Origin of the sequence: Sphingopyxis sp. A083, from assembly GCF_001468495.1 — a bacterium.
GTDB classification, from domain to species: domain Bacteria; phylum Pseudomonadota; class Alphaproteobacteria; order Sphingomonadales; family Sphingomonadaceae; genus Sphingopyxis; species Sphingopyxis terrae.
The window spans coordinates 498,328-521,519 of sequence record NZ_LNSK01000002.1 but is presented as its reverse complement, the minus strand read 5'-3'; the positions used below and the strand labels follow the sequence as shown (position 1 = coordinate 521,519).

General features: G+C 65.4%; 20 protein-coding genes and 1 tRNA gene. 10 read left to right on the top strand and 11 right to left on the bottom strand.

Annotated features, from left to right (window positions below; all coding sequences use genetic code 11):
• Positions 1–5 precede the first annotated feature (5 nt).
• On the top strand, positions 6–1,316 hold the full coding sequence (locus ATE59_RS06615) for a dihydrolipoamide acetyltransferase family protein (protein WP_058811663.1): 1,311 nt from the start codon (positions 6–8) through the stop codon (positions 1,314–1,316).
• 60 nt (positions 1,317–1,376) lie between these two features.
• Here the strand turns inward: ATE59_RS06615 and ATE59_RS06610 are convergent, their stop codons facing one another.
• The 4 genes from ATE59_RS06610 to ATE59_RS06595 all read right to left on the bottom strand — a co-directional run bounded on the left by ATE59_RS06610 (position 1,377) and on the right by ATE59_RS06595 (position 9,183).
• Positions 1,377–6,506 (bottom strand): DUF11 domain-containing protein, encoded by a 5,130-nt coding sequence (locus tag ATE59_RS06610; protein WP_058811662.1) that lies wholly within the window; start codon positions 6,504–6,506, stop codon positions 1,377–1,379.
• 61 nt (positions 6,507–6,567) lie between these two features.
• A complete protein-coding gene (locus tag ATE59_RS06605; protein ID WP_058811661.1) occupies positions 6,568–7,632 on the bottom strand; it encodes a hypothetical protein in 1,065 nt (354 codons plus the stop codon).
• A 73-nt stretch (positions 7,633–7,705) separates the two neighbouring features.
• Positions 7,706–8,170, bottom strand: a complete 465-nt coding sequence (locus ATE59_RS06600) for a hypothetical protein (protein ID WP_120649328.1) — start codon at positions 8,168–8,170, stop codon at positions 7,706–7,708.
• An 11-nt stretch (positions 8,171–8,181) separates the two neighbouring features.
• Entirely contained in the window at positions 8,182–9,183 is a 1,002-nt protein-coding gene (locus tag ATE59_RS06595; RefSeq protein WP_058811660.1) for a DUF11 domain-containing protein, read from the bottom strand.
• A 209-nt stretch (positions 9,184–9,392) separates the two neighbouring features.
• On the opposite strand from ATE59_RS06595, the gene ATE59_RS06590 reads away from it, so the two are divergent.
• The gene (locus ATE59_RS06590; protein WP_058811659.1) at positions 9,393–10,589 is read left to right on the top strand and encodes an AI-2E family transporter; all 1,197 of its coding nucleotides are present in this window, start codon (positions 9,393–9,395) and stop codon (positions 10,587–10,589) included.
• Positions 10,590–10,632: 43 nt separating this feature from the next.
• A tRNA-Asp gene (locus ATE59_RS06585) sits at positions 10,633–10,709 on the top strand.
• Between the two features lie 32 nt (positions 10,710–10,741).
• On the opposite strand, the gene ATE59_RS06580 is transcribed toward ATE59_RS06585, so the two are convergent.
• The 5 genes from ATE59_RS06580 to ATE59_RS06560 form a co-directional block, all read right to left on the bottom strand.
• Positions 10,742–12,013 carry a hypothetical protein gene (locus tag ATE59_RS06580; RefSeq protein WP_156416726.1) on the bottom strand — a complete coding sequence of 424 codons (1,272 nt, stop codon included), beginning with the start codon at positions 12,011–12,013 and terminating at the stop codon, positions 10,742–10,744.
• Positions 12,014–12,071: 58 nt separating this feature from the next.
• Positions 12,072–12,314, bottom strand: coding sequence for a DUF2842 domain-containing protein (locus ATE59_RS06575; protein WP_003051523.1), 243 nt, complete (start codon positions 12,312–12,314; stop codon positions 12,072–12,074).
• The gene (locus tag ATE59_RS06570) at positions 12,311–12,889 is read right to left on the bottom strand and encodes a 5-formyltetrahydrofolate cyclo-ligase (protein ID WP_058811657.1); all 579 of its coding nucleotides are present in this window, start codon (positions 12,887–12,889) and stop codon (positions 12,311–12,313) included. Before ATE59_RS06570 ends, ATE59_RS06575 begins: the two co-directional genes overlap by 4 nt.
• A gap of 224 nt (positions 12,890–13,113) precedes the next feature.
• Positions 13,114–13,542 (bottom strand): cell division protein ZapA, encoded by a 429-nt coding sequence (locus tag ATE59_RS06565; RefSeq protein WP_058811656.1) that lies wholly within the window; start codon positions 13,540–13,542, stop codon positions 13,114–13,116.
• Positions 13,535–13,735, bottom strand: coding sequence for a hypothetical protein (locus ATE59_RS06560; RefSeq protein WP_058811655.1), 201 nt, complete (start codon positions 13,733–13,735; stop codon positions 13,535–13,537). The genes ATE59_RS06565 and ATE59_RS06560 overlap by 8 nt, the downstream gene beginning before the upstream one ends.
• 147 nt (positions 13,736–13,882) lie before the next feature.
• On the opposite strand from ATE59_RS06560, the gene tkt reads away from it, so the two are divergent.
• From tkt to ATE59_RS06535, 5 genes are all read left to right on the top strand, one after another.
• Complete coding sequence (gene tkt, locus ATE59_RS06555; protein WP_058811654.1) at positions 13,883–15,850, top strand: transketolase; 1,968 nt, start codon at positions 13,883–13,885, stop codon at positions 15,848–15,850.
• Positions 15,851–15,887: 37 nt separating this feature from the next.
• Complete coding sequence (gene gap / locus ATE59_RS06550) at positions 15,888–16,895, top strand: type I glyceraldehyde-3-phosphate dehydrogenase (RefSeq protein ID WP_058811653.1); 1,008 nt, start codon at positions 15,888–15,890, stop codon at positions 16,893–16,895.
• A gap of 137 nt (positions 16,896–17,032) precedes the next feature.
• The gene (locus ATE59_RS06545; RefSeq protein WP_058811652.1) at positions 17,033–18,229 is read left to right on the top strand and encodes a phosphoglycerate kinase; all 1,197 of its coding nucleotides are present in this window, start codon (positions 17,033–17,035) and stop codon (positions 18,227–18,229) included.
• Between the two features lie 77 nt (positions 18,230–18,306).
• Positions 18,307–19,197 carry a fructose bisphosphate aldolase gene (locus ATE59_RS06540; RefSeq protein WP_058811651.1) on the top strand — a complete coding sequence of 297 codons (891 nt, stop codon included), beginning with the start codon at positions 18,307–18,309 and terminating at the stop codon, positions 19,195–19,197.
• Positions 19,197–19,853, top strand: a complete 657-nt coding sequence (locus tag ATE59_RS06535; protein ID WP_058811650.1) for an O-methyltransferase — start codon at positions 19,197–19,199, stop codon at positions 19,851–19,853. The genes ATE59_RS06540 and ATE59_RS06535 overlap by 1 nt, the downstream gene beginning before the upstream one ends.
• Here the strand turns inward: ATE59_RS06535 and ATE59_RS06530 are convergent.
• On the bottom strand, positions 19,850–20,251 hold the full coding sequence (locus ATE59_RS06530; RefSeq protein WP_231737199.1) for a hypothetical protein: 402 nt from the start codon (positions 20,249–20,251) through the stop codon (positions 19,850–19,852). The genes ATE59_RS06535 and ATE59_RS06530 overlap by 4 nt on opposite strands.
• A 35-nt stretch (positions 20,252–20,286) precedes the next feature.
• Between ATE59_RS06530 and thiE the strand changes: the two genes are divergently transcribed.
• Positions 20,287–20,916 carry a thiamine phosphate synthase gene (gene thiE, locus ATE59_RS06525; RefSeq protein WP_058811648.1) on the top strand — a complete coding sequence of 210 codons (630 nt, stop codon included), beginning with the start codon at positions 20,287–20,289 and terminating at the stop codon, positions 20,914–20,916.
• 10 nt (positions 20,917–20,926) lie between these two features.
• Here thiE and ATE59_RS17775 read toward each other — a convergent pair whose 3' ends face one another.
• On the bottom strand, positions 20,927–21,073 hold the full coding sequence (locus ATE59_RS17775; RefSeq protein ID WP_156416725.1) for a hypothetical protein: 147 nt from the start codon (positions 21,071–21,073) through the stop codon (positions 20,927–20,929).
• A 137-nt stretch (positions 21,074–21,210) separates the two neighbouring features.
• Here ATE59_RS17775 and ATE59_RS06520 point away from each other — a divergent pair, with 137 nt between their 5' ends.
• Complete coding sequence (locus ATE59_RS06520) at positions 21,211–23,172, top strand: OPT family oligopeptide transporter (protein WP_058811647.1); 1,962 nt, start codon at positions 21,211–21,213, stop codon at positions 23,170–23,172.
• Positions 23,173–23,192: the final 20 nt, after the last annotated feature.

The following is a 23,192-nucleotide window of genomic DNA, read 5'->3' as shown; positions in this document are numbered from 1 at the left end:
CCGCCATGGCTCGCTATTCGTTTCGCCTGCCCGACATTGGCGAGGGCATCGCCGAGGCCGAGATCGTCGCCTGGCACGTCAAGATCGGCGAGCGCGTCGAGGAAGACGCCCAGCTGGCCGATATGATGACCGACAAGGCGACGGTCGAAATGGAATCGCCCGTGTCCGGCGTCGTGGTCGAACTCGCCGGCGAAGTCGGCGACATGGTTTCGATCGGCTCGACGTTGGCGGTGATCGAAACCGATGGCGAAGCCGCGGTCGAGGATGTGATCGCCGAAGAGGAATTCGAAGAAGACATCGCGGCCGAAACGCCGGGCGTAGAAGAGGGCGCACCTGCGGAAGCGCCAACATCTCGCCAAGCCGTTCGCCCGGAGCCTGTCGAAGGGCCGCCCTTGTCTTCCACCGTTGAAAAGAAGGACGGCGCTTCGACAAGCTCTGCCCGAACGGAACAGGGGAGAGCCATCCTCGCATCACCCGCCGTTCGTGCTCGCGCGAAGGATTTGGGCATCGATCTGGGGCAGGTCCATTCCGACGGCGACCGCATTCGCCATGCCGATCTCGACGCATTTCTCCGCTACAGCGGCGGGCAGGGCTATCACGCCCCGGGCGCCAGCCGCGCCCGCGCCGACGAGCCGGTCAAGGTCATCGGCATGCGCCGCAAGATCGCCGAGAATATGGCGGCGTCGAAGCGCGCGATCCCGCACTTCACCTATGTCGAGGAAATGGACGTCACCGCGCTCGAAGCGATGCGCGCCGACCTCAACGCCAATCGCGGCGGCCGGCCGAAGCTGACGATGCTGCCGTTCCTGATCGTCGCGATCTGCCGCACGATTCCCGAATTTCCCATGATCAACGCGCGTTACGACGACGAAGCGGGTGTTGTGACGCGGCATGGTGCCGTCCATCTCGGCATGGCGACGCAGACCGATGCCGGACTGATGGTCCCGGTGATCCGCGACGCACAGGACAAGAATGTGTGGCAGCTCGCGAGCGAAATCGGCCGGTTGGCGGAGGCCGCACGCACGGGCAAGGCGAAGGTAGAGGAGCTGACGGGCGGAACGCTGACCGTCACCTCGCTCGGCCCGCTCGGCGGCATCGCGACGACCCCGGTGATCAACCGGCCCGAAGTCGCTATCATCGGCCCGAACAAGATCGTCGAACGCCCGGTTTTCGACGGCGACGACATCCGCCGCGCCAAGCTGATGAACCTGTCGATCAGTTGCGACCACCGCGTTGTCGATGGCTGGGACGCCGCAAGCTATGTGCAGGCGCTCAAGAAGCTGATCGAGACGCCGGTTCTGCTGTTCGCGGACTGAGTCTATGTCGTCATTGCGAGGAGCTTAGCTGCGATCGCAATGACGGCTATCCAAGCTGCGTTACAATCCCAGCCCGGCAAAGCTCGTCTGGTCGAACTTCAGCTTGAAGGTCACATAGGCGCCCGAGCGGGCGAAGCGCGCGTCCTCGAAATCGCGGTCGTGGAAGCCCGCGAAATTATAGCCGAAGGTGACATTCGCATTCGCCATCGGCGCGAGGGTCAGCGTCGGGCCCGCGGCCCAGGCGACGGTATCGCCGCCGGTTCCGACGCGGACGCTGCCCGAGGCGCCGACATCGACATGCTCGCCCAGGTTGAAGCGGAAGTCGGCGCCGAACATGTTCGACCAGCCTTTGACGTCATCAGCGCCGAAGCGGTCGAAATTATAGCGCGTGCCCCAGAAGAAACCGAATTCGCCGCGTTCATACCATAGCCGGTCGCCGTCGCGCCGATCGCCGCGATCACCGAGCGGCGACCAGTTGACCGACAGGCTGTTGATGACGCGGCGGCTGGTGGCATCGCCATTGATTGTCAGCGCGGCGCCGCCGATCGGCCCGGCCTGACCCGCGACTGCATCGCGCACCTTGTCCGAACGGACTTCGGTCTTGTTGAGCCACGACAGCCGCGAATCGGCGGGGCGATGCGCCCAGCTGAGTTCAAACTGGATCACTTCGGTCGACGGCGTGGTGCCCGCGCCGCTGGCTTTCGCATAGGTGAAGAGTGCGCCGAGCGCCCGGCCTTCGCCAAGCTGGCGCAGCCCGCCGAGCGTGAGGCCATAGCGATTGGCAAGCTCGCCATCGCGATATTCGGCGCGACCCGTGATCGTCCAGCGGTCGGCGCGGTAGGTGGCGCCGGTGCTGACCGCCACGAAATCCTCGGTCAGTGTCCCGTTGCCCGCAAGGAAACCACCCGACGCCGCAGGCTGCCCCGCGTTCAGCACATCGCTCGCGCGGATACCGCCCAAGGTGCGGTTGCCATCGACCGACAGATCGACCGACCAACGCTCGCCGAGCCGCAGCGACTGCGACAGGCCATAGGCCGCAAAGCTGCGCGGGCCATATTCGCTGATATCCTGCTGGTTGGCGGTCGCGAGCAGGCGTGCCCCGGCCCACGGCGCGAGGTCGAAGCCCAGCCGCGCGGTGCGGGCCTTCACGCTGCTGCCATCGGCGATTTCGTAGCTGCCGACCAGATTGATATCGCGCGTGATCGCGAACCGCGCGCCGAGCCGCTGACGGGTCGGGAAATCGACGCTTGCATCCTGTCCGCCCAAGGCAAATTCGCTCTGCGCGTCGAGTTCGAGGCGCTTGTCGAACAGCCGCTGCGTCGCACCGAGCTGAACGATGTCGGATTTGTTCGTGCTGCCGTCGCTGAGCCGGTCGTCGGCGTGGGTCAGTCCGGCGCGGAGCAGCGTGGTGCCATTGTCATATTCGACCAGCGCGCGCGCTGCCCGGCGGCGGGCATCGGTGTCGAGATAATCTTCCTGCCACGCGCTGCCCGTCACCGAAAGCTGGCGTCCAACGCGCAGCCGTCCGTCGAAGCCGAACTTGCGCGTGCCGTTTTCGCTGCTGCTGATCTGACCGGTGCCGAATCCGCTTTCCTGTTCGCGGACATAGGCCAGAAAGTCGGCGCTGCTGCTGTGATGCTCGGCCTCGATCAGCCACGCCTTCGCGGTTCTGGGGGCGCTGCTGTTGCTGCTGCCTGCCTTGCGGTTGGCGTCGCTGACCGCGATTTCGGCGCGAACCTCGGTATCGGTATCGGGCCGGAAGCGCGCATCGACGCCGCCGAGGTTGGTTTTGCGGTCATTATCCTCGTCGTGGATCAGCGTCGCGCCGACGCGCAGCCGGTCGTCGTCGCTGCGATAGCTTACGCGGCCGCCGGCATTGAGCACGCGTTCGCCGACGCCATCGACTTCATATTCGGCGACGATAAACTGCGGATCTAGCGCCGAGGACCGGCTGAGTATCGGCTCGCGAAAGCGCAGCGTGCCAGCGGCGTAATCGATGTCATAGTCGATGTTGCGCGTCAGCGTCTTGCTGTCGACGATGCGTTCGCTGTGCAGCCGGTCGCGCGTTTCGATCGTGATGCGGTCGCTGTTCGGCAGAATGTCGCGCGCAGCGAGCTGATAGGGACCGGTCAGGCCGTTGCCCTGAATCTCGTCGCGGCGGAAGCGGTAGGGCGTATCGGCGGCAAAGGCCGTCGCGGCGAGGTGGCGCCCGCGATACTCCGCCTTGGCACCGTTGAGCGCGCGCTGATAGCGGGCGAGCTGCGGCTCCGAAATGCCCGTCTCGAAATCGCCGAACATCGCATAGAATTGCGGCCGTTCGAGCCGCAGATAGAGCTTGCGAACCGACGCGGCATCATAGCGCGTCTCGTTGCGGTCGGCGTAGATGGTGTAATAGGCGCGCGGATCGATCACGCCGCCAAAGCGCGCGTCGTCCTGTTCCTTGTCGCTGTCATAGGCCAGCGTCATCAGCCATTTGCCCTGGATGCGGCCCTTGGCATAGAGCGCGAGCCGGGCGTCGGCGTTGAGGTCGTCGAGCTTCTCCGCGACCGCTTCCATACGGTCGTCCAGCGTATTGTAGCCGAGCGTTCCAGCCGCAAAGCCCACCACCGTCCACGGGCGATTGCCCGGATCGAGCCAGGTTTCGATCGTCTGCTGGCGCTCGACCTTGGTGTCGCGAAAGCGGAAATCGATCGTCAGTGTTCCCGAAGCGGTCGTCGGTTCGAGCTCGATGAAGGCCAGCCCGTCGTCGCCTTCGGTCTTCCAGACCGGCTGCGCGCGTTCGAGCCCGGCAAGCTGGCGCGCCTGCTGCGCTTCGGCCTCGACCGCCGGGTAATAGGGTGCGGGGACGCTGAAATCGCCCGTCAGTCCCGCGCGGATCGGCTTGCCGTCGCGATCGGTCAGACGCACCGCGATCACCGGGCGCGTGACACCGTCCGCCACAAGCACCGATTTGTCGCGCACCAGCGTCGCGCGCATCGGCGTGATCGAATAATGGACATTGCGCTGGATCGTCTGCACTGGCGCGCCGTTCGCATCCTCGACCTTTGCTTCGAGGCGATTCTCACCCTCGGCAATCTCGATCCCGCGCCAGACGCTGACGGCGACGCTCCCGTCGGCCGACTTGCTGACGCCCTCGAAATTGAGCGCATTGACCGGCTTGCCATTGATGCTGAGCGTCACGCGCTGCCCCGGCATATGCTTGACAGCGGCGCGGATCGACTTGGCGCGCGGATTATGATCGGGTTCAGGAAAGATCCAACCGATGCCCGGTGCCTGGCCGGCAAGCCAGTCGCGATTGGCGCCTGCGGCTTCGGGGTCGCTCAACACTTTGCGGGTTTCGGCAGCGCTGGTCGCCGGAGCGGCGCGCGGCGCGCTTATCGCGGCGCGGAAATCGGCGCGCTTCAGCGAACCGCCGCGACCTTCGACGAAGCGCGAGATCGCACTGCCGGCATCGACGGTCGAGCGGGCGCAATCGACCGGCGCGCGATCGAGCGGAAGGGTCGAAGGATCGATCTGGACGACGTGCAGGCCGGGGCGAACGCCTTCGAAATGATAGCGCCCATCCTCGTCGGTGACGGTGTAGCTGCCGTCCTGGAGCATCACGCGGACGCCGCCGATTCCGCGCGCCTTGCCCGGGTCGACGGCGCAGCCGCCGTCGGTGATACGGCCGATGATCGTCATACGGTCGCCAAGCTGGTCGCGTTTGATCGCGATCGTCGCTTCGGCGACATTGCTGACGGTCCCGCGGTTGTCCTGCGCCGTCGCGCGATTGAGCGCGCTGCCCGGCTGCGCCGAAACGGTGACTTCGGCGACATAGGTCAGCAGCACCGACGCCGAGGGCGCAATTGCGGGGAGGGCGACGCTGAAGCTGCGCCCGTCGGCTGCGACGGTCGGGTCGACGCGCGTGCCGTCGATGCGGACCGTATCGGCGCGAAGGCGCATCCCGGCCGGCAATTGATCGCCGACCGTCACCGCACCGGTCGTCCGCCGCGCATCGCGGTTCGACACCGTAATGCGATACTGGACGACATCGCCAGGCACCGCGACCTGCGTCGAAGTCGTCTTGGCGATCACCAATGGCTGGCCGGGCTGATCGACGGGAATATCGACCCGCACCGGGGCAGGGCTGGAAAGCGTGAAGGCGCGGCTGTAGCTCGCGTCGGTGATGGTGAAGGGCTGACCGTCATCGGGACGGCGCAAGCTGGCAAGATCCGCAGGGCTGGAAGCCGAAGGCGCGGTGTAAGGCGCGGGCGGTTCGACGAGCAGTCGATAGGTGCCGGGCGCCACGAACGGAAAGCGATAGTCGCCCGCGGGGAAGGTATAGACCGTGCCTCCGCTGTCGGTGACGTTTTGCCCGGTAACGACCGTGGACGGGTAGGAGGAGGTTCCGTCGTCGCCGAACACCTGCGCCGGCTGGCCGGTTGCTGCGTCGATCAGCGTGACGCGGCTGCCCGCGACGGGCGAACCATCGCCGCTGTCGAAGACGATGCCGAAGGGATCGACCAGAAAGTCGATTGTCGCGATGGCGACGAGGCTCGCATTGGCGCGATCGGTGACGCGGACCTGGATCGGCGCGCCCGGCGCGACCGACAGGCGGCAATCGCCGGCAACCACGGCGGGCGGAACGCCGATCGTGTTGATGATACCCACGAATTCGCCGCTGTTTGGTGCGGTTTCGGTCAGCGTGATCTGTTCATGATCGCCATTCTGCAAGTCGATGCTGACGGGCAGCAGGTCGCGCTGCGCCGGATCGGTATTTGCGGAGGCGAGGGTGACCCCGACGACAAGCATTTCGCCCGCGCGGAAGCTGGCGGTGCTCTGCAGCGACGCCGGGTTGGTCGGAAGGCCGGCATAGGGTCCGGCAAGCTGGATGAGTTGGCCCGCGCTTGCGGCGCTCAGGCCCTGGGCGGCGATGATCGACCCGCCGCAGGGGGTCGGAACGACCGGCACCGATTTGTTGCCGCCGCTGTCGACCAGGCGGTAGGTGCTGATGACCGGCTGATCGGGCGGCCTTGCAACCACCGTCACATCGACGCGATTGGAGAGGGTTTGCGCCGCGCCGCCGCTGCCCGCCCACTGCGCCGATGCGGTATTCGAAATCACCTGCGCATGCGCCGCGGGTGCCGCAGGCAGCAGGGCTGCCGCGACCAGGGCGGTCACATAGGAGAGGGTTTTCGAGCCGAAGATCATTGCCGGTCCTGAAGGGGACGGTGCCGCGCCGTGCGCGCCGCCGCCCCCTTCGCTGGTCCTGTCAGTTGACGGTCGCGCGGAACAACAGGGTGCGCGTGTCGCCCGCGGCCACCGTCGCAACGGTGCCCGACACGACCGGCGCGGCATAGTTGGTCCCTGCCGCGACGCCGTCGGTGTTGCAGGTGCCTGCCGTAACCGTGCCGTTGACCCGCGCCGAACCGACGACATAGGTCAACTGCGTCGGGACGCTGTCGTTGATTGCGACCGACGTGGCGCTGGCACCGCCCGCGGCGTTGGCGACGAGGATGCAATATTCCACCGTCGCGCCCGGGATCAGCTTCGGATTCGTCGTTCCGTTGAACGGATCGTCGACCACGCGGCTGGTCTTGGTTACAGTGAGTGTCGCGGTCTTGACCGTATAATCGTCGGCGGCGCTATGCGACGCGTCGCGATTGGCGTCATTCACCCCGGCGACGTCCGCAAAGACAGTGTCCTTGGCGGCCGTATTGGCCCCGGCAGTCTGCGTAATCGCGGCGCCCTGCGTGCCCGAAGCCCCACCTTCGCGTGCCGTCGCGCGCAGCTGGACGCCCGCAACAGCACCGGTGGAAAGACCGGCCGGGACGTCGGCGACGACGAACAGCCGGATCGGCGTATCGGTTGCAAGCTCGTCGATATAGGTGACGAGCGTATCGGCCGCATCGAAGCTGCCGACCGTACCCGACGATATATTGTCGCGGTAGATGCGGACGTTGCTCACATCGAAGCTGTCGGTGCCGCCATGCGCAGCCGTCCCGCCAGCGATCTGGCTGGCCGTCAGTGCGAAATCGAGCACTTCGTTCGACGTATTCGTCAACTGGAACGTCGTGACGGCATTGCTTTGCCCCGGCACGACCTCGGTCGTGACGCTGCCCACTTCTTCGACAAGCAGATTGATCTTGCGGTCGACGACAAAGCTGTTCGACGCGGTCTGCTGGCCCTGTGCGACGCCGCCGACCTGATAGTCGACGGTGACGTTATTCGTAATGGTGGTGCCCGCGGTCGTGCCGGCCGCATAGGCCGGGCTGGCAGCGATCAACGCGATCGCTGTCATTCCGATGGCGCCCACATAAGTCAGCTTGCTGGTCATAGCTGAACTCCAGGCTTGTTCGGTCCCCTATTGCCCCACCGCCGGTGACCTTTAAGCGGTTATGATCAGAGGGTTATTTTACGACCCCCCTGAAGATGAGCTTGCCGGTCGCTCCTGCCGGGATCGGCTTCTGGAACGCCCAGCGAACGTGTGTGACATCGGCGGGCTGCGCCGGGCGGCGCGTTCCGTCGGCCATCGGCACGGTGAGATCGGCGAGCTGTCCCCACATCTTGCCGCCATCGACCGAGACGAGCGGCGGCGTATCGCCGGCGCCCGCAAAACGGACCGCTGAGGGCATCGGATTGGTGATGACGAACTTGTCGGCAGGCTGCGCGCCCGCGTTGCGATAGTTGAGCACGAAGACCAGCCGGTCGCCAGGAACGACGACCTTCGGTTCCTCGAGCAGGACGCGCTGCTTGCCGGCCGCGTCGGTCGTCACCCGCTCGACGAAGACATTATTGTCGAGCGCGACCTGGTTGGCGGCGAACGCCTGTGCCGGTGCGAGGGCGGCGATCAGAAGGAAAAGAGCCTTGCGCATGCGAATCTCCATCAGTCGATCTTGGTTTTGAAGGTAACGGTGCGGGTCTGGCCGCCCGAGACGGTGCCGAGTTGCACGCGGATCCGTGTGCCATTGTAGTCGCCGGCATCGGCGTCGCTCGCATCGCTCAGCGGCGCACCGCCAAGAGTGATCGAGCCGGTGACATAGGATGTGTCGGCCGGAATATTGTCGGTGATCGCGAGACCGCTGACCGACCCCGTACCCGCGACCGTCGCGGTGATCGTGTAGGTGATCGTCGCGCCCGGAACGGGCTCGCTGCCGCCGAACGGATCGGCGACGACCGCCGATTTGACGAGCGTGACGGTGGCCGCCGACACCTTGTAGGCGCCATTGTCCTGCCCGTCGGCGCCGGTTGAACCGACGACCGCATCGCCGCCGCCCTGGCCCTGGCCCGCGAAGGTGGTGCCCGGGGCGCCGGTGCCGGTCTTGGCCGCCGCGACCAGCGTCACGATGCCGCGATCATTGTCGGCGACAGTCCCCGGCGTCGTCGCAACGACGAAAATGCGCGCGCTCTGGTCGGGGTTGAGCACCGGATCGTTCGACCCGGCGGTATAGAGCGTGTCGGTGGCGGGATCGAAGATGCCGTCGCCATTGTCGATATAGATGCCGGTGATGGTCGGGTCGTAATTGTCGCCGCCGACATTGGCGATCGTGCTGAGCCCGAAGGCTTCCTGCCCGTTGCCGGTGTTGGTCACAGTGAACGTGAGCAGCTGGTTGGTCCCGCCGGGCGTCGTTGCGACATCCGACGGGTTGTTCGAGGCAACCGTCACGTCGAGCAGTTCGTCGACGCGCAGGTTGACCGTGTTCGAATCGATCGTCTGCGTCCCCGCTCCGTTGTCGAAGCTGGCGCTGGCGGTGTTGCTGATGGTTGATCCGGCTACCGTACCGGCGGCATGCGCCTGCATCGGCAGGGCGAGCGCGCAAAGCAACAGGGCGGAAGAAGAGGGTCGAAGAAGCTGATGCTTCGCGCCCCCCACAGGCGCTTTCATCATCGAATTGGCTCCATAATTGCTGGTCCTTGGGAGCCGTCCTCGCGGAAAAAGGGTAATTTCTGGTTAAAATGGTGAAAATACTCGGCCTTTTGTCCTAAATGGGGACAGGGGAATAATGGCGCACCATTGGGCCAATCCATTCGGGCGCCACTGGCGCCGACGCCAAAGTGCGCCTAAGAGGATCGGGTTCAACGGGAGCAATCGACGCAATGGAGGACAGCGAGCACCCGAAGGTGCCACCCCTGCTCAAAGACGCAGCGCAACGCGTTGAGATCGATGATTTTCGTCGGGACCGGTTGCTCGCGGCGCTGACGCTTATCATTGGTGCGGCCTTCTGCCTGGGGCTGCCCTTCGCGCTGCAGGCCGGCGCCGAATTCTTCCTGCCGCTTACCGCGGCGATCGTCGTTTCCATTGCCCTCGTTCCGCTGCTCGAATGGCTCGAGCGGCGCCGCGTTCCGTCGGCGCTGGCGGCCTTTTTGGCGCTCTCGAGCTTTCTGATGCTGGTCAACGCGGCGCTGGCGATCATCGTCGTTCCCGCGACGGGCTGGTTCGCGCGCATCCCCGAATCGATCCCGCGCATCCAGACCAATCTGGCGCCGGTGATCGATTTCTATTCGACCTTGCAGAAATTCGTCGACCGCACATTGACCTCGGTCGCGAGCGGGTCCGAAGCGACCGCGCAGGCCATGGCCGCCACCGCGCCAACCTCGGTCGTCGACTATTTCATCTCGGCCGCGCCCGCGGCGGCAGTGCAGCTTCTCTTCGCGGTACTCGTGATCTTCTTCTTCCTCGCCGGATGGACGCGGCTGCGGCGCAGCACGATCCGCCGGCGCGGCAGCTTCGATGGCGCGATGCAGACCGCGCGCGTGATCCAGAATGTCGTGGATGCGACTGCCGACTATCTCGCGACGATCACGATGATCAATGCGCTGCTGGGACTGATCGTCTCGCTGTTGCTGTGGGCGCTTGGCATGCCGTCGCCCTTCATGTGGGGCGGCATTGTCTCGCTGTGCAATTTCGTGCCCTATCTCGGGCCGATCGTCGCCGCGATGCTCCTGGGTCTGGGCGGGCTGATGACCTTCGATGCGGTCGGGGTCGCGCTGTTGCCCGCCGTCATCTTCATCGGGGTGCATCTGGTCGAGGCCAATCTGATCACGCCGCTGGTGTTGGGGCGGCGGCTGACCGTCAATCCGCTGCTGATTCTCGTCTCGCTCAGCTTTTGGGGATGGGTGTGGGGGACGCCGGGGGCGCTGCTTGCGGTGCCGCTGCTCCTGATCGTGCAGACCGTCCTTGCCTCGACCGGCACGCCTGATCTTGCCGGTTTTCTATTCGAACATGGGACGCTCACCGCGACCGAAGAGATGCGCGAGCGATTAAATCGAAAAGAGTTTGATCGGGACGGTTGACAGGTCGGGACGAGGGCAATATTGGCGCGGCTCCCAAGCGCAAGCGGGTGTAGCTCAGTTGGTTAGAGCGCCGGCCTGTCACGCCGGAGGTCGCGGGTTCGAGCCCCGTCACTCGCGCCACTTGCCCTGAATTTCGGCAGGTGGCGCCTCCTTCAATCCTTGGCTTGGGTCGCTTCCGTCTTTCGTGAATATATCGGATATTCGATCGCACCGGCCTTCTGCCGGGCAAGCTCCACCGACGCCATATCGAACCCGTCGGGGATGGCGAACTGCTCCGGCGCATCGCAGACTTGCGCAATGCCGAAACGCCGCTGCATGACGTCCTGAAATTCGGTGAGATTGCCGATCGGGGCATCGCAGCGCAGCCGGCCTCGCTGATAATCGGCCGCTGCGCCTGCGATGGCGAGCAGCGTGATTGCGCCGTCCGTATCGCCGGTCTTGTCGCGTAGCCACGCGAGTTCGGGCATCAGCAACCAACGCAGCGGATAGGCGGACGTCTCGCTTGCCAACGGCTCGAGCAAGCGCCGCGCCCCGGCATAATCGCGTCCGGCCACGGCAGCATAAGCGCGGGTGATCACCGCATCGGTCGCGGCGTCGCCAGTCCGCTCGGCGCGCCGGAAATATTCGGCGACAAGGACATAGCGGACGCAATCGGCGCACGCTGTCCTGTCCCAGTCGGGCATGGGGACATCGGCCTGCGGATAAAAGAGAATGTCGGCGATCTTCGCGCTCGGCAATTCGCGCCGGCAATCGGTCGAAATCAGCCAGCTTCGCGCATCGCGCGTCACCTCGATCGTCGACCCGGCATAGTCGAAGGGGCAGGGCGGAACCTCGCTTTTGCTGCGGTGCGCCGTCAGCCCCATCTGTTCGAGTTGCAGACAGGGATCGGCAAGCAGGCGATCGAGTTCCGCCGCCGCCGCCGGAAGCAGGCGGCCGCGCTGGACGCGGCGGCTCTTGTCGGGGGCGGGCTTGACCTGCTCGGTCATGAAACCATAGGCCGCATCGGGCTCTTCGAACAATTCGGGGGGCGGCGGGGGCGGTGGCACGGGCGGCAGCGTCCCATGATCGACGCGCAAGACTTGCCATGCCCCGGCCGCGTCGCGCCACAGGGTGCTGACGGTCGAAAAGCGGATATCCTGCGTGATGCTTGAACCGATCACGCCGCGCAGCATGATCGTTGCGCCGCCGCTACCCGGTTGCGTATCGGGATCGGGCGCCCCGGCCCATTCTTCGAACCTTGCCCGATAGTCCGGCGTGGCCAGACCGTCGGGCGTCAGGGCGGCAAGATCATAGCCTTTGGCAGCGGCGGGGCACGCCTTGACGAGCGCCTTCACCTGCTTTCGCAGACCGTCATCACGCGCCGCTGCCGGGGTGCTCGCCAAAATCAGCGACAGGACAGCCCCCGTTCCCATAAATACCCGCATCGCGCCTGCCTCCCCAATGGTGCGCGCAGGCTATCGAATAATCGGGCGGTGCCAATCCCTATTGTGGCGCGCGCCAGCGCCCGGTTTCCATCCAGCACAGCAGTGGCCGCAGCGGCAGCACCCATACCCAGGCGATCCCCGCGACCAGATAGAAAATCGCCTGGACCAGCACCGGCCAGCCGCCGACCCACGGCGACAGGCTGACGACGGCAGCCGCCCACGCCGTGATCAGCGCCAAGATCAGAAGGATGCCGGTCGGCTTACGCCAGCTTGGCTGCGGATCGGCGGGGGGCTCGCTCACAATCGGTCTCCGGTGATGATATATTCCTGCTCGGTCAGGACCGCATCGAGCAAAATATCGGTTTGTTCAATGGGAACAGTGTCAACTTCCTGCACCGACCAGCCGATCCCGATGCGCGGAACCGCCGGATATTCGGCAAAGAACCGGTCATAATGCCCGCCTCCCTGGCCGAGACGGCCGCCGTGGCGGTCGAAACCGACGAGCGGGCAGAGGATGATGTCGGGATGCGCGATTTCGGCACTGTCGGGCGGCTGGGGCGATCCCCACGGCCCTTTTCGAAGCGCATCGCCATCGTCCGATATCCGAAAGGTCATGGCGGCCGTGCGGTCTGCGTGATGCGGCAGCGCGATGCGCCGGCCATCCAGCAGCAGCAGCGGGCGGATATCGGGTTCGTCGCCCCACGGTGCATAGGCACCGACGACGGGGCTGGCATCGAGCAGCTTGCGGAGCGTGTCGGGAACGACGCGAAAGGCAGCGAGCCGCCCCATCGGGTCGAGATTGGCGACGAAATGGCGGCGGCGAAAGCGCAATCGTTCGCGCAGCGCCTGTTTCTGCGAAGCGAGGTCGGGCGTCATGCGGGCCGGGCCTCCTTCAAAGCCTGTCGGGTTGGCGGGACCACCATGGGTCGGTTTCCGGAAGATCCTCTGACGCCAGTAACGTCAGGTGGGGGCCATGTACGTCGGACCAGGGTCCGGGCAGGGACAGCTCCCTTGGATGATGTATCGCCTCAGGGATTTTCGCAACGGCTCGTGCCGGGCAGTACCCGCCGATGCCTATTTAGGGACGCGGGGCCCCATCCTCAAGCGCTTTGCTCAACCTTTGCGGCGAGCGCTTCGATCCGGTCGGCGATCTGGAGCAGTGCGCGGTCGTGCGCCGCGCGCGGCGCGGCTGCGGCAGCGGGCGGCGGCGCGGCCTTCAGCGCCTCGATTTCCCTACGCGCCGCAGCGAGTTCGTCGCGCGCCTGCGTTTCGCGGCTTTCCGCTAGCGCAACCGCGGCGCGCAGCGAATCGGATTGGGGTTCGGACCTGTCGACCTTGGCCTTTGCTTCCTGCGCCTCGTCGGCGAGCATGAGCGCCGCGAAGAGAAGCTGGCGTACCTCGGTGCTGCCCGGAATGGCGCGGACCTTTTCGTCGATCAGCCCGGCAAGCTTCTGAAGCTGCGGCTCCTCGCCGTCGGCGCAGGTCAAATCATAGGTGCGCCCGGCTATGTTCAGCCGGACATCAGCCACGATTCGCCTCCGCAATCAGTCGGTCCAGTTCGCCGATAACAGCGTTAACTTCGGCCTTCAGGGCCGATTGATCGCTTGTGGGTTGATCGGATGCGCTGCGTTCGGCGCGCTCGGCCAGGCTCTTTTCGATGCGGCTCAGCGCGCGCTCGATGCGGCCGATGGCGAGGCTGGATTCGTCGAGATCGAGTTCCATGCCACAGGGGTAGCAGCGCCGGGGGAGGGGTGCAATCGCCTGTCGGCGCCGAAATGCGCGCGAATTCTTGCCGCGGGCGGTTGACTCTCGGCGGCGCCGCCGCAAAGGGCAGTCGCGCACGCCAGCCCAGACATAAGCGGGGAAAAGATGACACTGCCCGAACGCCAGCTCGCCAACGCGATCCGCGCGCTTGCGATGGACGCCGTACAGGCCGCGAACAGCGGTCACCCCGGGATGCCGATGGGCATGGCCGACGTCGCGACCGTCCTCTATTCGGATTATCTGAAATTCGATCCGAGCGATCCCAAATGGGCCGATCGCGACCGATTCGTCCTCTCGGCGGGTCATGGCTCGATGCTCGCTTATGCGACGCTCCATCTCGCGGGCTATGCGCACCCGACGATGGAGGAAATCCGCAATTTCCGCCAGCTGAACAGTCCCTGCGCCGGGCATCCCGAAAATTTCGAGCTTGCCGGCGTCGAAACGACGACGGGGCCGCTGGGGCAGGGGCTTGCGACCGCGGTCGGCATGGCGATCGCCGAGCGCCATCTCAATGCCATTTACGGCGACGATCTCGTCGATCATCGTACCTGGGTCATCGCCGGCGACGGCTGCCTGATGGAAGGCATCAATCACGAAGCGATCGGCCTGGCCGGTCATCTGGGCCTTGGCCGCCTGATCGTGCTTTGGGACGACAACAAGATCACGATCGACGGATCGACCGACCTGTCGACCAGCGAGGACGTGAAAGCGCGCTATGCGGCGACCGGTTGGCATGTCGACAGCTGCGATGGCCATGATGCCGACGATATTCGCCGTGCGATCGACGCGGCGCTGGCGGACAATCGCCCGTCGCTGATCGCGTGCAAGACGCTGATCGGCTTCGGCGCGCCGAACAAGCAGGGCACATCGGCTACGCATGGCTCGCCGCTCGGCGCCGACGAGGTGGCGGCGGCGCGCGCCAATATGGGCTGGACCGCCGAACCGTTCGTCATTCCCGCCGACATTGCCGACGCATGGCGCGGCTTTGGCCAGCGCGGCCAGTCACTTCATGCTGCGTGGAAGAATCGCCTTGCAAATAGCGACAAGAAAACGGATTTTGAGGATCGCCTGAGCGGCAAGGTCGCGCCGGGCGATGCATTCAAAGCCTATCTCGGCGGGCTGGTTGCCGAACCGCCGAAGGTTGCGACGCGCAAGGCATCGGAGAATGCGCTGACCGCGCTGACCGCCGACATCGCCTCGCTTGTCGGTGGCAGCGCCGACCTCACCGGCTCGAACAACACCAAGACATCGTCGACCAAGCCGCTGAACCGGAACGATTATTCGGGTCGCTATATCTATTATGGCATCCGCGAATTCGGTATGTCGGCGGCGATGAACGGGATGGCGCTGCACGGCGGCGTTATCCCCTATGGCGGCACTTTCCTGGTCTTTTCGGATTATTGCCGCGGCGCGATCCGCCTGTCGGCGCTCCAGCGTCAGCGCGTTGTCTATGTGATGACGCACGACAGCATCGGGCTGGGCGAGGATGGACCGACGCACCAGCCGATCGAGCATCTGCAGTCGCTGCGCGCCATGCCCAATCTGCTCGTGATGCGCCCGGCCGACGCGGTCGAGACGGCCGAATGCTGGGCGATCGCGCTCGCGCAGGACAGCCGTCCGACGCTTCTCGCGCTGACGCGCCAGAATCTGCCGCCGCTGCGTCATGACGTCACGGAAAATCTCTGTCTGAAAGGCGGTTACCGTCTTCGCAGCGCCGCCGCGGCGCGCAAGGTCGTGCTGGTCGCGACCGGCTCCGAAGTGTCGCTGGCGCTCGATGTCGCCGAAAAGCTCGAAGCGGCGGGGCAGGGTGCCGATGTCGTTTCGATGGTGTCGACCGAATTGTTCGACGAACAGGATGCGGCCTATCAGGCCGGCCTGCTGCCCGACGATGCCCTGATCGTCTCGATCGAGGCCGGGACGACCTTCGGCTGGGAACGCTACACCGGTCGCCATGGCCTGCGCTTCGGCATCGACAGCTTTGGCGCGTCGGCGCCGATCGACGATCTCTACCGGCATTTCGGCCTGACGGTCGACGCCATCACCCCCAAGATTCTGGCGCGGCTCGGCGCATAAGACCGGCCGCCACCTTCCGCAGAAAGGACTAACCGACATGGCAGTGAAAGTCGCAATCAACGGTTTCGGACGCATCGGCCGCAATGTGGCGCGCGCCATTCTCGAGCGCACCGATCATGACCTTGAACTGGTGTCGATCAACGATCTGGGCGATGCCAAGGCCAATGCCCGCCTGCTTCGCCATGACTCGGTTCATGGCGCCTTCAACGGCACCGTCGAAGTCGATGGCAACGACCTGATCATCAACGGCAAGCGCATCCAGGTCACTGCCGAGCGCGATCCCGCCGCCCTGCCGCACGCCGCCAACGGCGTGGACATCGTGATGGAATGCACCGGCTTCTTCACCAACAAGGCCGGCGGCCAGAAGCATCTCGACGCCGGCGCGAAGCGCGTGCTGATCTCGGCGCCCGCCAAGGAAGTCGACCTGACCGTCGTTTACGGCGTCAACGACAGCCAGATCACCGCCGATCACCGGATCATCTCGAACGCGTCCTGCACCACCAATTGCCTCGCGCCCTTCGCCAAGGTGCTGCACGAAGCGATCGGTATCGAACGCGGCCTGATGACGACGATCCATGCCTATACCAACGACCAGAAAATCCTCGATCAGATCCACGACGATCCGCGCCGCGCCCGCGCCGCCGCAATGTCGATGATCCCGACCTCGACCGGTGCGGCGGTCGCCGTCGGCCTCGTCCTGCCCGAGTTGAAGGGCAAGCTCGACGGGTCATCGATCCGCGTTCCGACGCCGAATGTGTCGGTGGTCGACCTCACTTTCACCCCGTCGCGCGAAACGACCAAGGAAGAAGTGAACGCGGTGCTCAAGGCCGCGGCCGAAGGCGCGCTGAAGGGCGTCCTTGGTTATACCGAGGAACCGCTGGTTTCGATCGACTTCAACCATAACGCCGCCAGCTCGACCATCGACAGCCTTGAAACCGCGGTTATCGACGGCAAGCTGGTGCGGGTGCTGAGCTGGTACGACAATGAATGGGGCTTCTCGAACCGCATGATCGACACGGCGGGCGTGATCGCGAAGTTCCTTTAACAATATCCTTGTGCCCCCGCGAAGGCGGGGGCCCATCTCCGACCGCATCGGAATGAAACCGGCGGTGATCAGGGGATAAGAGCGCAGGAGATGGACCCCCGGCTTCGCGGGGGAACACTCCGGGATCGGAGTGAAAGATGGCAGATTTCAAGACGCTCGACGACATCGGTGACGTCACCGGCAAGAAGGTGCTGGTGCGCGTCGATCTCAACGTGCCGATGTCCGATGGCGCCGTCGCCGATGACACGCGAATTCGCGCAGCGATGCCGACGATCCGCGAACTGTCGGACAAGGGTGCCATCGTTCTGCTGCTCGCCCATTTCGGCCGTCCGAAAGGGGCGAAGAACCCGACCCAGTCGCTCAGCCTCGTCATCGACGGCGTCGCCGACGTCCTCGGCCATTCGGTGATGTTCATTCCCGATTGCATCGGCGAAGGCGCCGAGGCGGGCGTTGCCGTCCTCGCGCCCGGCGACGTCGCCGTGCTCGAAAATACGCGCTTTCATGCGGGTGAGGAAAAGAACGACCCCGCGTTCGCCGATGCGCTTGCCGAAATCGGCGACATCTATGTCAACGATGCCTTTTCGGCGGCGCACCGCGCGCATGGCTCGACCGAGGGCATTGCCCATCGGCTGCCCGCCTATGCCGGCCGCGCGATGGAGGCCGAACTCAAGGCGCTCGACGCCGCGCTCGGCAATCCCGCGCATCCGGTTGCGGCGGTTGTTGGCGGCGCGAAAGTGTCGAGCAAGATCGACGTGCTGCGCAACCTTGTCGGCAAGGTCGATCATCTGATCATCGGCGGCGGGATGGCGAACACTTTCCTCGCGGCGCGCGGCGTCGATGTCGGCAAGTCGCTGTGCGAGCACGACCTCGTCGATACCGCCAACGCGATTTTCGACGCGGCGGATGCCGCAGGCTGCACCATCCATCTGCCCTATGACGTGGTCGTCGCGAAAGAATTTGCCGCGAACCCGCCGACGCGCACCGTGAACATCCACGAAGTCGCGGCGGACGAGATGATCCTCGATGTCGGGCCTGCGGCGGTCGAGGCGCTCGGTGACGTGCTGAAAAGCTGCCGCACGCTGGTGTGGAACGGTCCGCTCGGCGCTTTCGAGATTGCGCCGTTCGACGCCGCAACCGTCGCGCTCGCCCGGACGGCGGCGGCGTTGACGCGCGAAGGGTCGCTGATTTCGGTTGCCGGCGGCGGCGATACCGTCGCCGCGCTCAACCATGCCGGCGTTGCGGACGAGTTCACCTTTGTTTCGACCGCAGGCGGCGCCTTCCTCGAATGGATGGAAGGAAAGCCTTTGCCGGGGGTAGACGCGCTTAAGGCCTGAGTTCCCATCGCATTGCGTCCCAGGCAACGGGCCGCTATGCGCGCCGCACCATACGTATGCAAACCCACGGAGACGTTATGACGACCGCCAATGCCGAGATGCTGGAAAAGATCAAATCGGGCCAGGGCTTCATCGCCGCGCTCGACCAGAGTGGCGGTTCGACGCCCAAGGCGCTCAAGGGCTATGGCATCGAAGAAGGTGAATATTCGGGCGACGAGGAAATGTTCGCGCTGATCCATGCAATGCGCAGCCGGATCGTGACCGCATCCTGCTTCAACGGCGATAAGGTGATCGGCGCGATCCTGTTCGAACGCACCATGGACGGCGAAGCCGATGGCAAGCCGATCCCGGCTCTGCTGTGGGAGCGCGGCGTGGTCCCGTTCCTCAAGGTCGACAAAGGCCTCGAAGCCGAAGCTGACGGCGTTCAGTTGATGAAGCCCAACGCCGATCTCGACGCGCTGTGCGAGCGGGCGGTTGCGAAGGGCGTGTTCGGGACCAAGATGCGCAGCGTCGTCAACCTCGCCAACCCGGTGGGCGTCAAGGCAATCATCGCGCAGCAATTTGCCGAAGCCGCGCGCATCGCCGCGCACGGCCTGGTGCCGATCATCGAACCCGAAGTGAATATCAAGAGCCCCGAGCGCGATGCGGCGGACCGACTGTTGCTGGCGGAAACGCTCGCGGCGCTCGACGCATGGACCGGCGCGCCGGTCATGCTCAAGCTGTCGCTGCCCACCGAAGCAGGCCTGTTCCAGCCGCTCGTCGATCATCCCAAGGTGCTGCGCGTCGTCGCGCTGTCGGGCGGCTTCGCGCGCCCCGAAGCGTGCGTCGAACTGGCCAAGAACCCCGGCATCATCGCCAGTTTCAGCCGCGCGCTGCTGGAAGATCTGCGTCACCAGATGAGTGACGCGGAATTCAACGGCTCGCTCGGCGGCGCGATCGACGAAATTCACGCCGCATCGGTCGCCTGATGACCGATAGCTGGGACCGCGTCGACACCTATATCGGCGAGAAGCTGATTGGCGACGACGCGATCCTGGCGGCCGCACTCGCCCACAATTCCGAAAACGGCTTGCCACCGATCGACGTCTCGGCGGCGCAGGGCAAGATGCTCTATCTGCTCGCGCAAATGGCGGGCGCGCGGCGCATCCTCGAAATCGGGACGCTCGGCGGCTATTCGACGATCTGGCTCGCGCGGGCGCTACCGGACGATGGCGCGCTGGTGACGCTGGAAGTCGACCACATGCATGCCCGCGTCGCGCAGGCGAATCTCGATCGCGCCGGCCTCTCTGATCGGGCCGAGATCCGGGTCGGCCCGGCGATGGACAGCCTTGCCGCGATGACCGACGTCGCGCCTTTCGACATGGTCTTCATCGACGCCGACAAGCAGAGGAATGTCGATTATGTCGCCGAAGCGATCCGCCTCGGCCGCAGCGGCACGACGATCATCGTCGACAATGTCGTGCGCGAAGGCGGCGTCCTTGATCCCGCCAGCCACGATCCCGGCATCCTGGGCGCACGCGCGCTGTTCGATTTTCTGCAATCCGACCCGCGCATCGACGCCACCGCCGTGCAGACGGTCGGCGCGAAGGGATGGGACGGCTTCGTGCTGGCGCGGGTCGCCTAAAGACCGCCCATGAATCGGAAGGCGAAGCGGTAATCGCCGGCCCTGATAGGTCGGTCGGGGCGCTTGTCGGGATGCACCGATTCGAGCGTGATCGTGCCGTCGGCCAGCGGCGTCGGCTCGCCCAGCACCGCTTCGAAAGGCTGTGCCTCGCCATTGGGACGAAGCCAGAGCATCTTCACGCGGACGCGGCCTGCCCACACACAGGCGACTCCGACGGGGCAGCGACTGTCCTCGATCACCGCGACCGGCTGGATCAACGGGCCGTCGGCATAGGCGCGCTGGCCGATGGCGACATTGGCGGCGTCGGGCAATGCGGTAACGTCGCGAGTCGCTGCGCAGGCCGAAACGGTCGCAGCAGTGACGAGGGACAGGGTGGCGGCGCGAAACATCTTCTGCATTTGCGGCATGCTGGCGGCGTAGCTATGAACCCGCCATGACCGAACCGACCTGCCAGCTTTACCTCATCTCGCCGCCCGATGTCGGCAGCGACTTTCCGGCGCAACTCGAAGCGGCGCTGGCCGCCGGCCCGGTTGCCGCGTTCCAGTTCCGCGTCAAGGGTTTGACCCAGCACGAAGCGGCGCGCCTTGCCGAACCGCTACAGGCGATTTGCGCCGCGCACGATGTCGCCTTCATCGTCAACGACGACATGGCGCTGGCGAAGCGGCTCAAGGCCGATGGCGTCCATCTGGGGCAGGGGGACGGCGATCCGCAGGAGGCGCGGCGGCTGCTCGGCCCCGGCGCGCAGATCGGCGTAACCTGTCACAACAGCCGCCACCTTGCGATGGATGCCGGCGAAGCGGGGGCGGATTATGTCGCCTTCGGCGCCTTCTTCCCCACGACGACAAAGGCGGTCGAACATCGCGCCGAGCCCGAAATCCTCAGCTGGTGGCAGGGACTGTTCGAGCTGCCCTGCGTTGCGATCGGCGGGATCACGGTCGAGAATGCGGAGCTGTTGATCGATGCCGGCGCCGATTTCCTTGCCGTATCGGGCGGCGTCTGGAACCATCCGGACGGCCCGGTGGCAGCGGTGCAGGCTTTCGCCGCGCTGATGGCAGCGGATTAGGCCGCGCGCGTCAGGTCCGCGTGCGCGGATGCTCGTCGCGCGGTGCTTCGTCGCACTTGCGCCAACCGAAGAGGCCCGCGCATGGCGCCGGGCGCTTGACCGAAGCGGCCGCTTCGGGGCCGGGATGCGGCTTGGGATCGGGAAGGGCCGTTGTCATGCCCGGCTCTATGCGCCGCGCTGCGTGGCGATGATTGGATCGAAGCGTCAATTCGGTTTCGCTTCGTCGCGTTTCCACGCCTGTTTTGACTTGCCTAATTCCGCGCCGCCCGCAACACAGCGCGCGGGGAGAAGTTTATGTCCGATACCGACCAGCGCAGCGTTTCGATGCGCGAACTCACCGTCCGCGGGATCATCCTCGGCGGATTGATCACGCTGCTGTTCACGGCGGCAAACGTCTATCTGGGGTTGAAGGTCGGATTGACCTTCGCGACCTCGATTCCCGCTGCGGTCATTTCGATGGCGATCCTGCGCTTCCTGTCGGGGGCGACGATATTGGAGAATAATATCGTCCAGACGATCGCCAGTGCGGCGGGGACGCTTGCGGCTATCATCTTCGTCCTGCCAGGTCTCGTCATCGTCGGCTGGTGGCAGGGTTTCCCCTATTGGACGACCGCCGCGGTCTGCTTCATCGGCGGAACGCTGGGCGTGATGTTTTCGGTCCCGCTTCGCCGCGCACTCGTCGCCGGGTCGGACCTTCCCTATCCCGAAGGCGTCGCCGCGGCCGAAGTGCTCAAGGTCGGATCGCGCGCGGGCGAGGGGGCCGAGGAGAATCAGCGCGGCCTGCGTACGATCCTGCTCGGATCGCTGATCAGCGCCGGTTTCTCGCTGCTTGGCGCGATGAAGCTCGCGGCGCTCGAAGTGTCGAAGAATTTCAAGCTCGGCGCCGGCGCCACCGGCGTCAGCGGCAGCCTGTCCTTCGCGCTGATCGGCGTGGGGCATCTTGTCGGCCTGTCGGTCGGCGTGGCGATGTTCATCGGCATGGTCATCGCATGGGCGGGTCTGATGCCCGCGCTGACCGCAGCGCAGGGACTGACCGGACCGGTCGATGATGTGGTCGGCATGGTGTTTTCGCAGCAGGTGCGCTTCATCGGCGCCGGGACGATCGGGGTCGCGGCGCTGTGGACGCTGCTCAAGATCGTCGGCCCGATCGTCAAGGGCATCAAGGGTTCGATCGCGTCGTCGCGGGCGCGCGGCGCGGGCGAGGTGGTCGAACTGGGCGAGCGTGACCTGTCCTTCGGCATCGTCGCGGGGACGATCCTGGGCTCGCTGATTCCGATCGCGGGATTGCTGTGGTTCTTTGCGCAGGGCGGCCCGATCGCGGCCAATCCGGTCGGCGTCATTTTCGCGACGCTGCTGTTCGTACTGTTCATCGGCGCGATCATCGCCGCGGTCACCGGCTATATGGCCGGCCTGATCGGTGCGTCGAACAGTCCGGTGTCGGGCGTCGGTATCCTCGCGATCATTGCCGCTTCGCTGATGCTGCTCCTCTTCTTCGGGCGCAATCACAGTGAAGCCGATACCGCCGCGCTTGTCGCCTATGCGCTGTTCACCACCGCGATCGTCTTTTCGGTCGCAACGATTTCCAACGACAATCTCCAGGATCTGAAGACCGGCCAGCTCGTCGGTGCGACGCCGTGGAAGCAGCAGCTCGCGCTGGTTATCGGTGTCGGCTTCGGTTCGCTCATCATTCCGCCGGTGCTCGACCTGTTGAACCAGGCATTTGGCTTTGCCGGTGCCGCGGGGGCGGGCGCCAATGCGCTGCCGGCGCCGCAAGCGGCTCTGATCAGCGCGCTGGCCAAGGGCGTGCTCGGCGGCGATCTGCGCTGGGATCTGATCGGCTATGGTGCATTGATCGGCATCGCCATCATCGCCGCCGACGAGATATTGGGGCGTATGGGCAAGCTGCGCCTGCCGCCGCTCGGTGTCGGTATGGGCATCTATCTGCCGATGTCGCTGACCTTGCTCATTCCGATCGGCGCGGTGATCGGCCATTTATGGGAAAAACGCGCCGAACGCAGCGCCCGCCCCGAATTTTACAGCCGAATGGGCGTCCTGCTCGCGACGGGCTTCATCGTCGGCGAGAGCATTTTTGGCGTGCTGTTCGCGGGCGTCGTCGCGGGCTCGGGCAGCGATGCACCGCTGGCGCTGGTCGGCGAGGGCTTCGAGCCGACGGCGATCATCGTCGGTCTTTCGCTCTTCGTCGCGCTGATCGCATACAGCTATCGGCGCACGCGCCGCGCGACCGAAAGCGTCTAACGCGCTTGCCCTTGGCCGCG

What these genes read in the sequence shown, in the direction of transcription:
- ATE59_RS06560 (WP_058811655.1), bottom strand. Translation starts at nt 13,735, where the DNA reads ATGGAACTCGATCTCGACGAATCCAGCCTCGCCATCGGCCGCATCGAG.
- ATE59_RS06520 (WP_058811647.1), top strand. Translation starts at nt 21,211, where the DNA reads ATGTCCGATACCGACCAGCGCAGCGTTTCGATGCGCGAACTCACCGTC.
- ATE59_RS06530 (WP_231737199.1), bottom strand. Translation starts at nt 20,251, where the DNA reads ATGCAGAAGATGTTTCGCGCCGCCACCCTGTCCCTCGTCACTGCTGCG.
- ATE59_RS06605 (WP_058811661.1), bottom strand. Translation starts at nt 7,632, where the DNA reads ATGACCAGCAAGCTGACTTATGTGGGCGCCATCGGAATGACAGCGATC.
- ATE59_RS17775 (WP_156416725.1), bottom strand. Translation starts at nt 21,073, where the DNA reads ATGACAACGGCCCTTCCCGATCCCAAGCCGCATCCCGGCCCCGAAGCG.
- ATE59_RS06535 (WP_058811650.1), top strand. Translation starts at nt 19,197, where the DNA reads ATGACCGATAGCTGGGACCGCGTCGACACCTATATCGGCGAGAAGCTG.
- ATE59_RS06600 (WP_120649328.1), bottom strand. Translation starts at nt 8,170, where the DNA reads ATGCGCAAGGCTCTTTTCCTTCTGATCGCCGCCCTCGCACCGGCACAG.
- thiE (WP_058811648.1), top strand. Translation starts at nt 20,287, where the DNA reads ATGACCGAACCGACCTGCCAGCTTTACCTCATCTCGCCGCCCGATGTC.
- ATE59_RS06610 (WP_058811662.1), bottom strand. Translation starts at nt 6,506, where the DNA reads ATGATCTTCGGCTCGAAAACCCTCTCCTATGTGACCGCCCTGGTCGCG.
- gap (WP_058811653.1), top strand. Translation starts at nt 15,888, where the DNA reads ATGGCAGTGAAAGTCGCAATCAACGGTTTCGGACGCATCGGCCGCAAT.
- ATE59_RS06570 (WP_058811657.1), bottom strand. Translation starts at nt 12,889, where the DNA reads ATGACGCCCGACCTCGCTTCGCAGAAACAGGCGCTGCGCGAACGATTG.
- ATE59_RS06615 (WP_058811663.1), top strand. Translation starts at nt 6, where the DNA reads ATGGCTCGCTATTCGTTTCGCCTGCCCGACATTGGCGAGGGCATCGCC.
- ATE59_RS06590 (WP_058811659.1), top strand. Translation starts at nt 9,393, where the DNA reads ATGGAGGACAGCGAGCACCCGAAGGTGCCACCCCTGCTCAAAGACGCA.
- tkt (WP_058811654.1), top strand. Translation starts at nt 13,883, where the DNA reads ATGACACTGCCCGAACGCCAGCTCGCCAACGCGATCCGCGCGCTTGCG.
- ATE59_RS06545 (WP_058811652.1), top strand. Translation starts at nt 17,033, where the DNA reads ATGGCAGATTTCAAGACGCTCGACGACATCGGTGACGTCACCGGCAAG.
- ATE59_RS06580 (WP_156416726.1), bottom strand. Translation starts at nt 12,013, where the DNA reads ATGCGGGTATTTATGGGAACGGGGGCTGTCCTGTCGCTGATTTTGGCG.
- ATE59_RS06595 (WP_058811660.1), bottom strand. Translation starts at nt 9,183, where the DNA reads ATGATGAAAGCGCCTGTGGGGGGCGCGAAGCATCAGCTTCTTCGACCC.
- ATE59_RS06540 (WP_058811651.1), top strand. Translation starts at nt 18,307, where the DNA reads ATGACGACCGCCAATGCCGAGATGCTGGAAAAGATCAAATCGGGCCAG.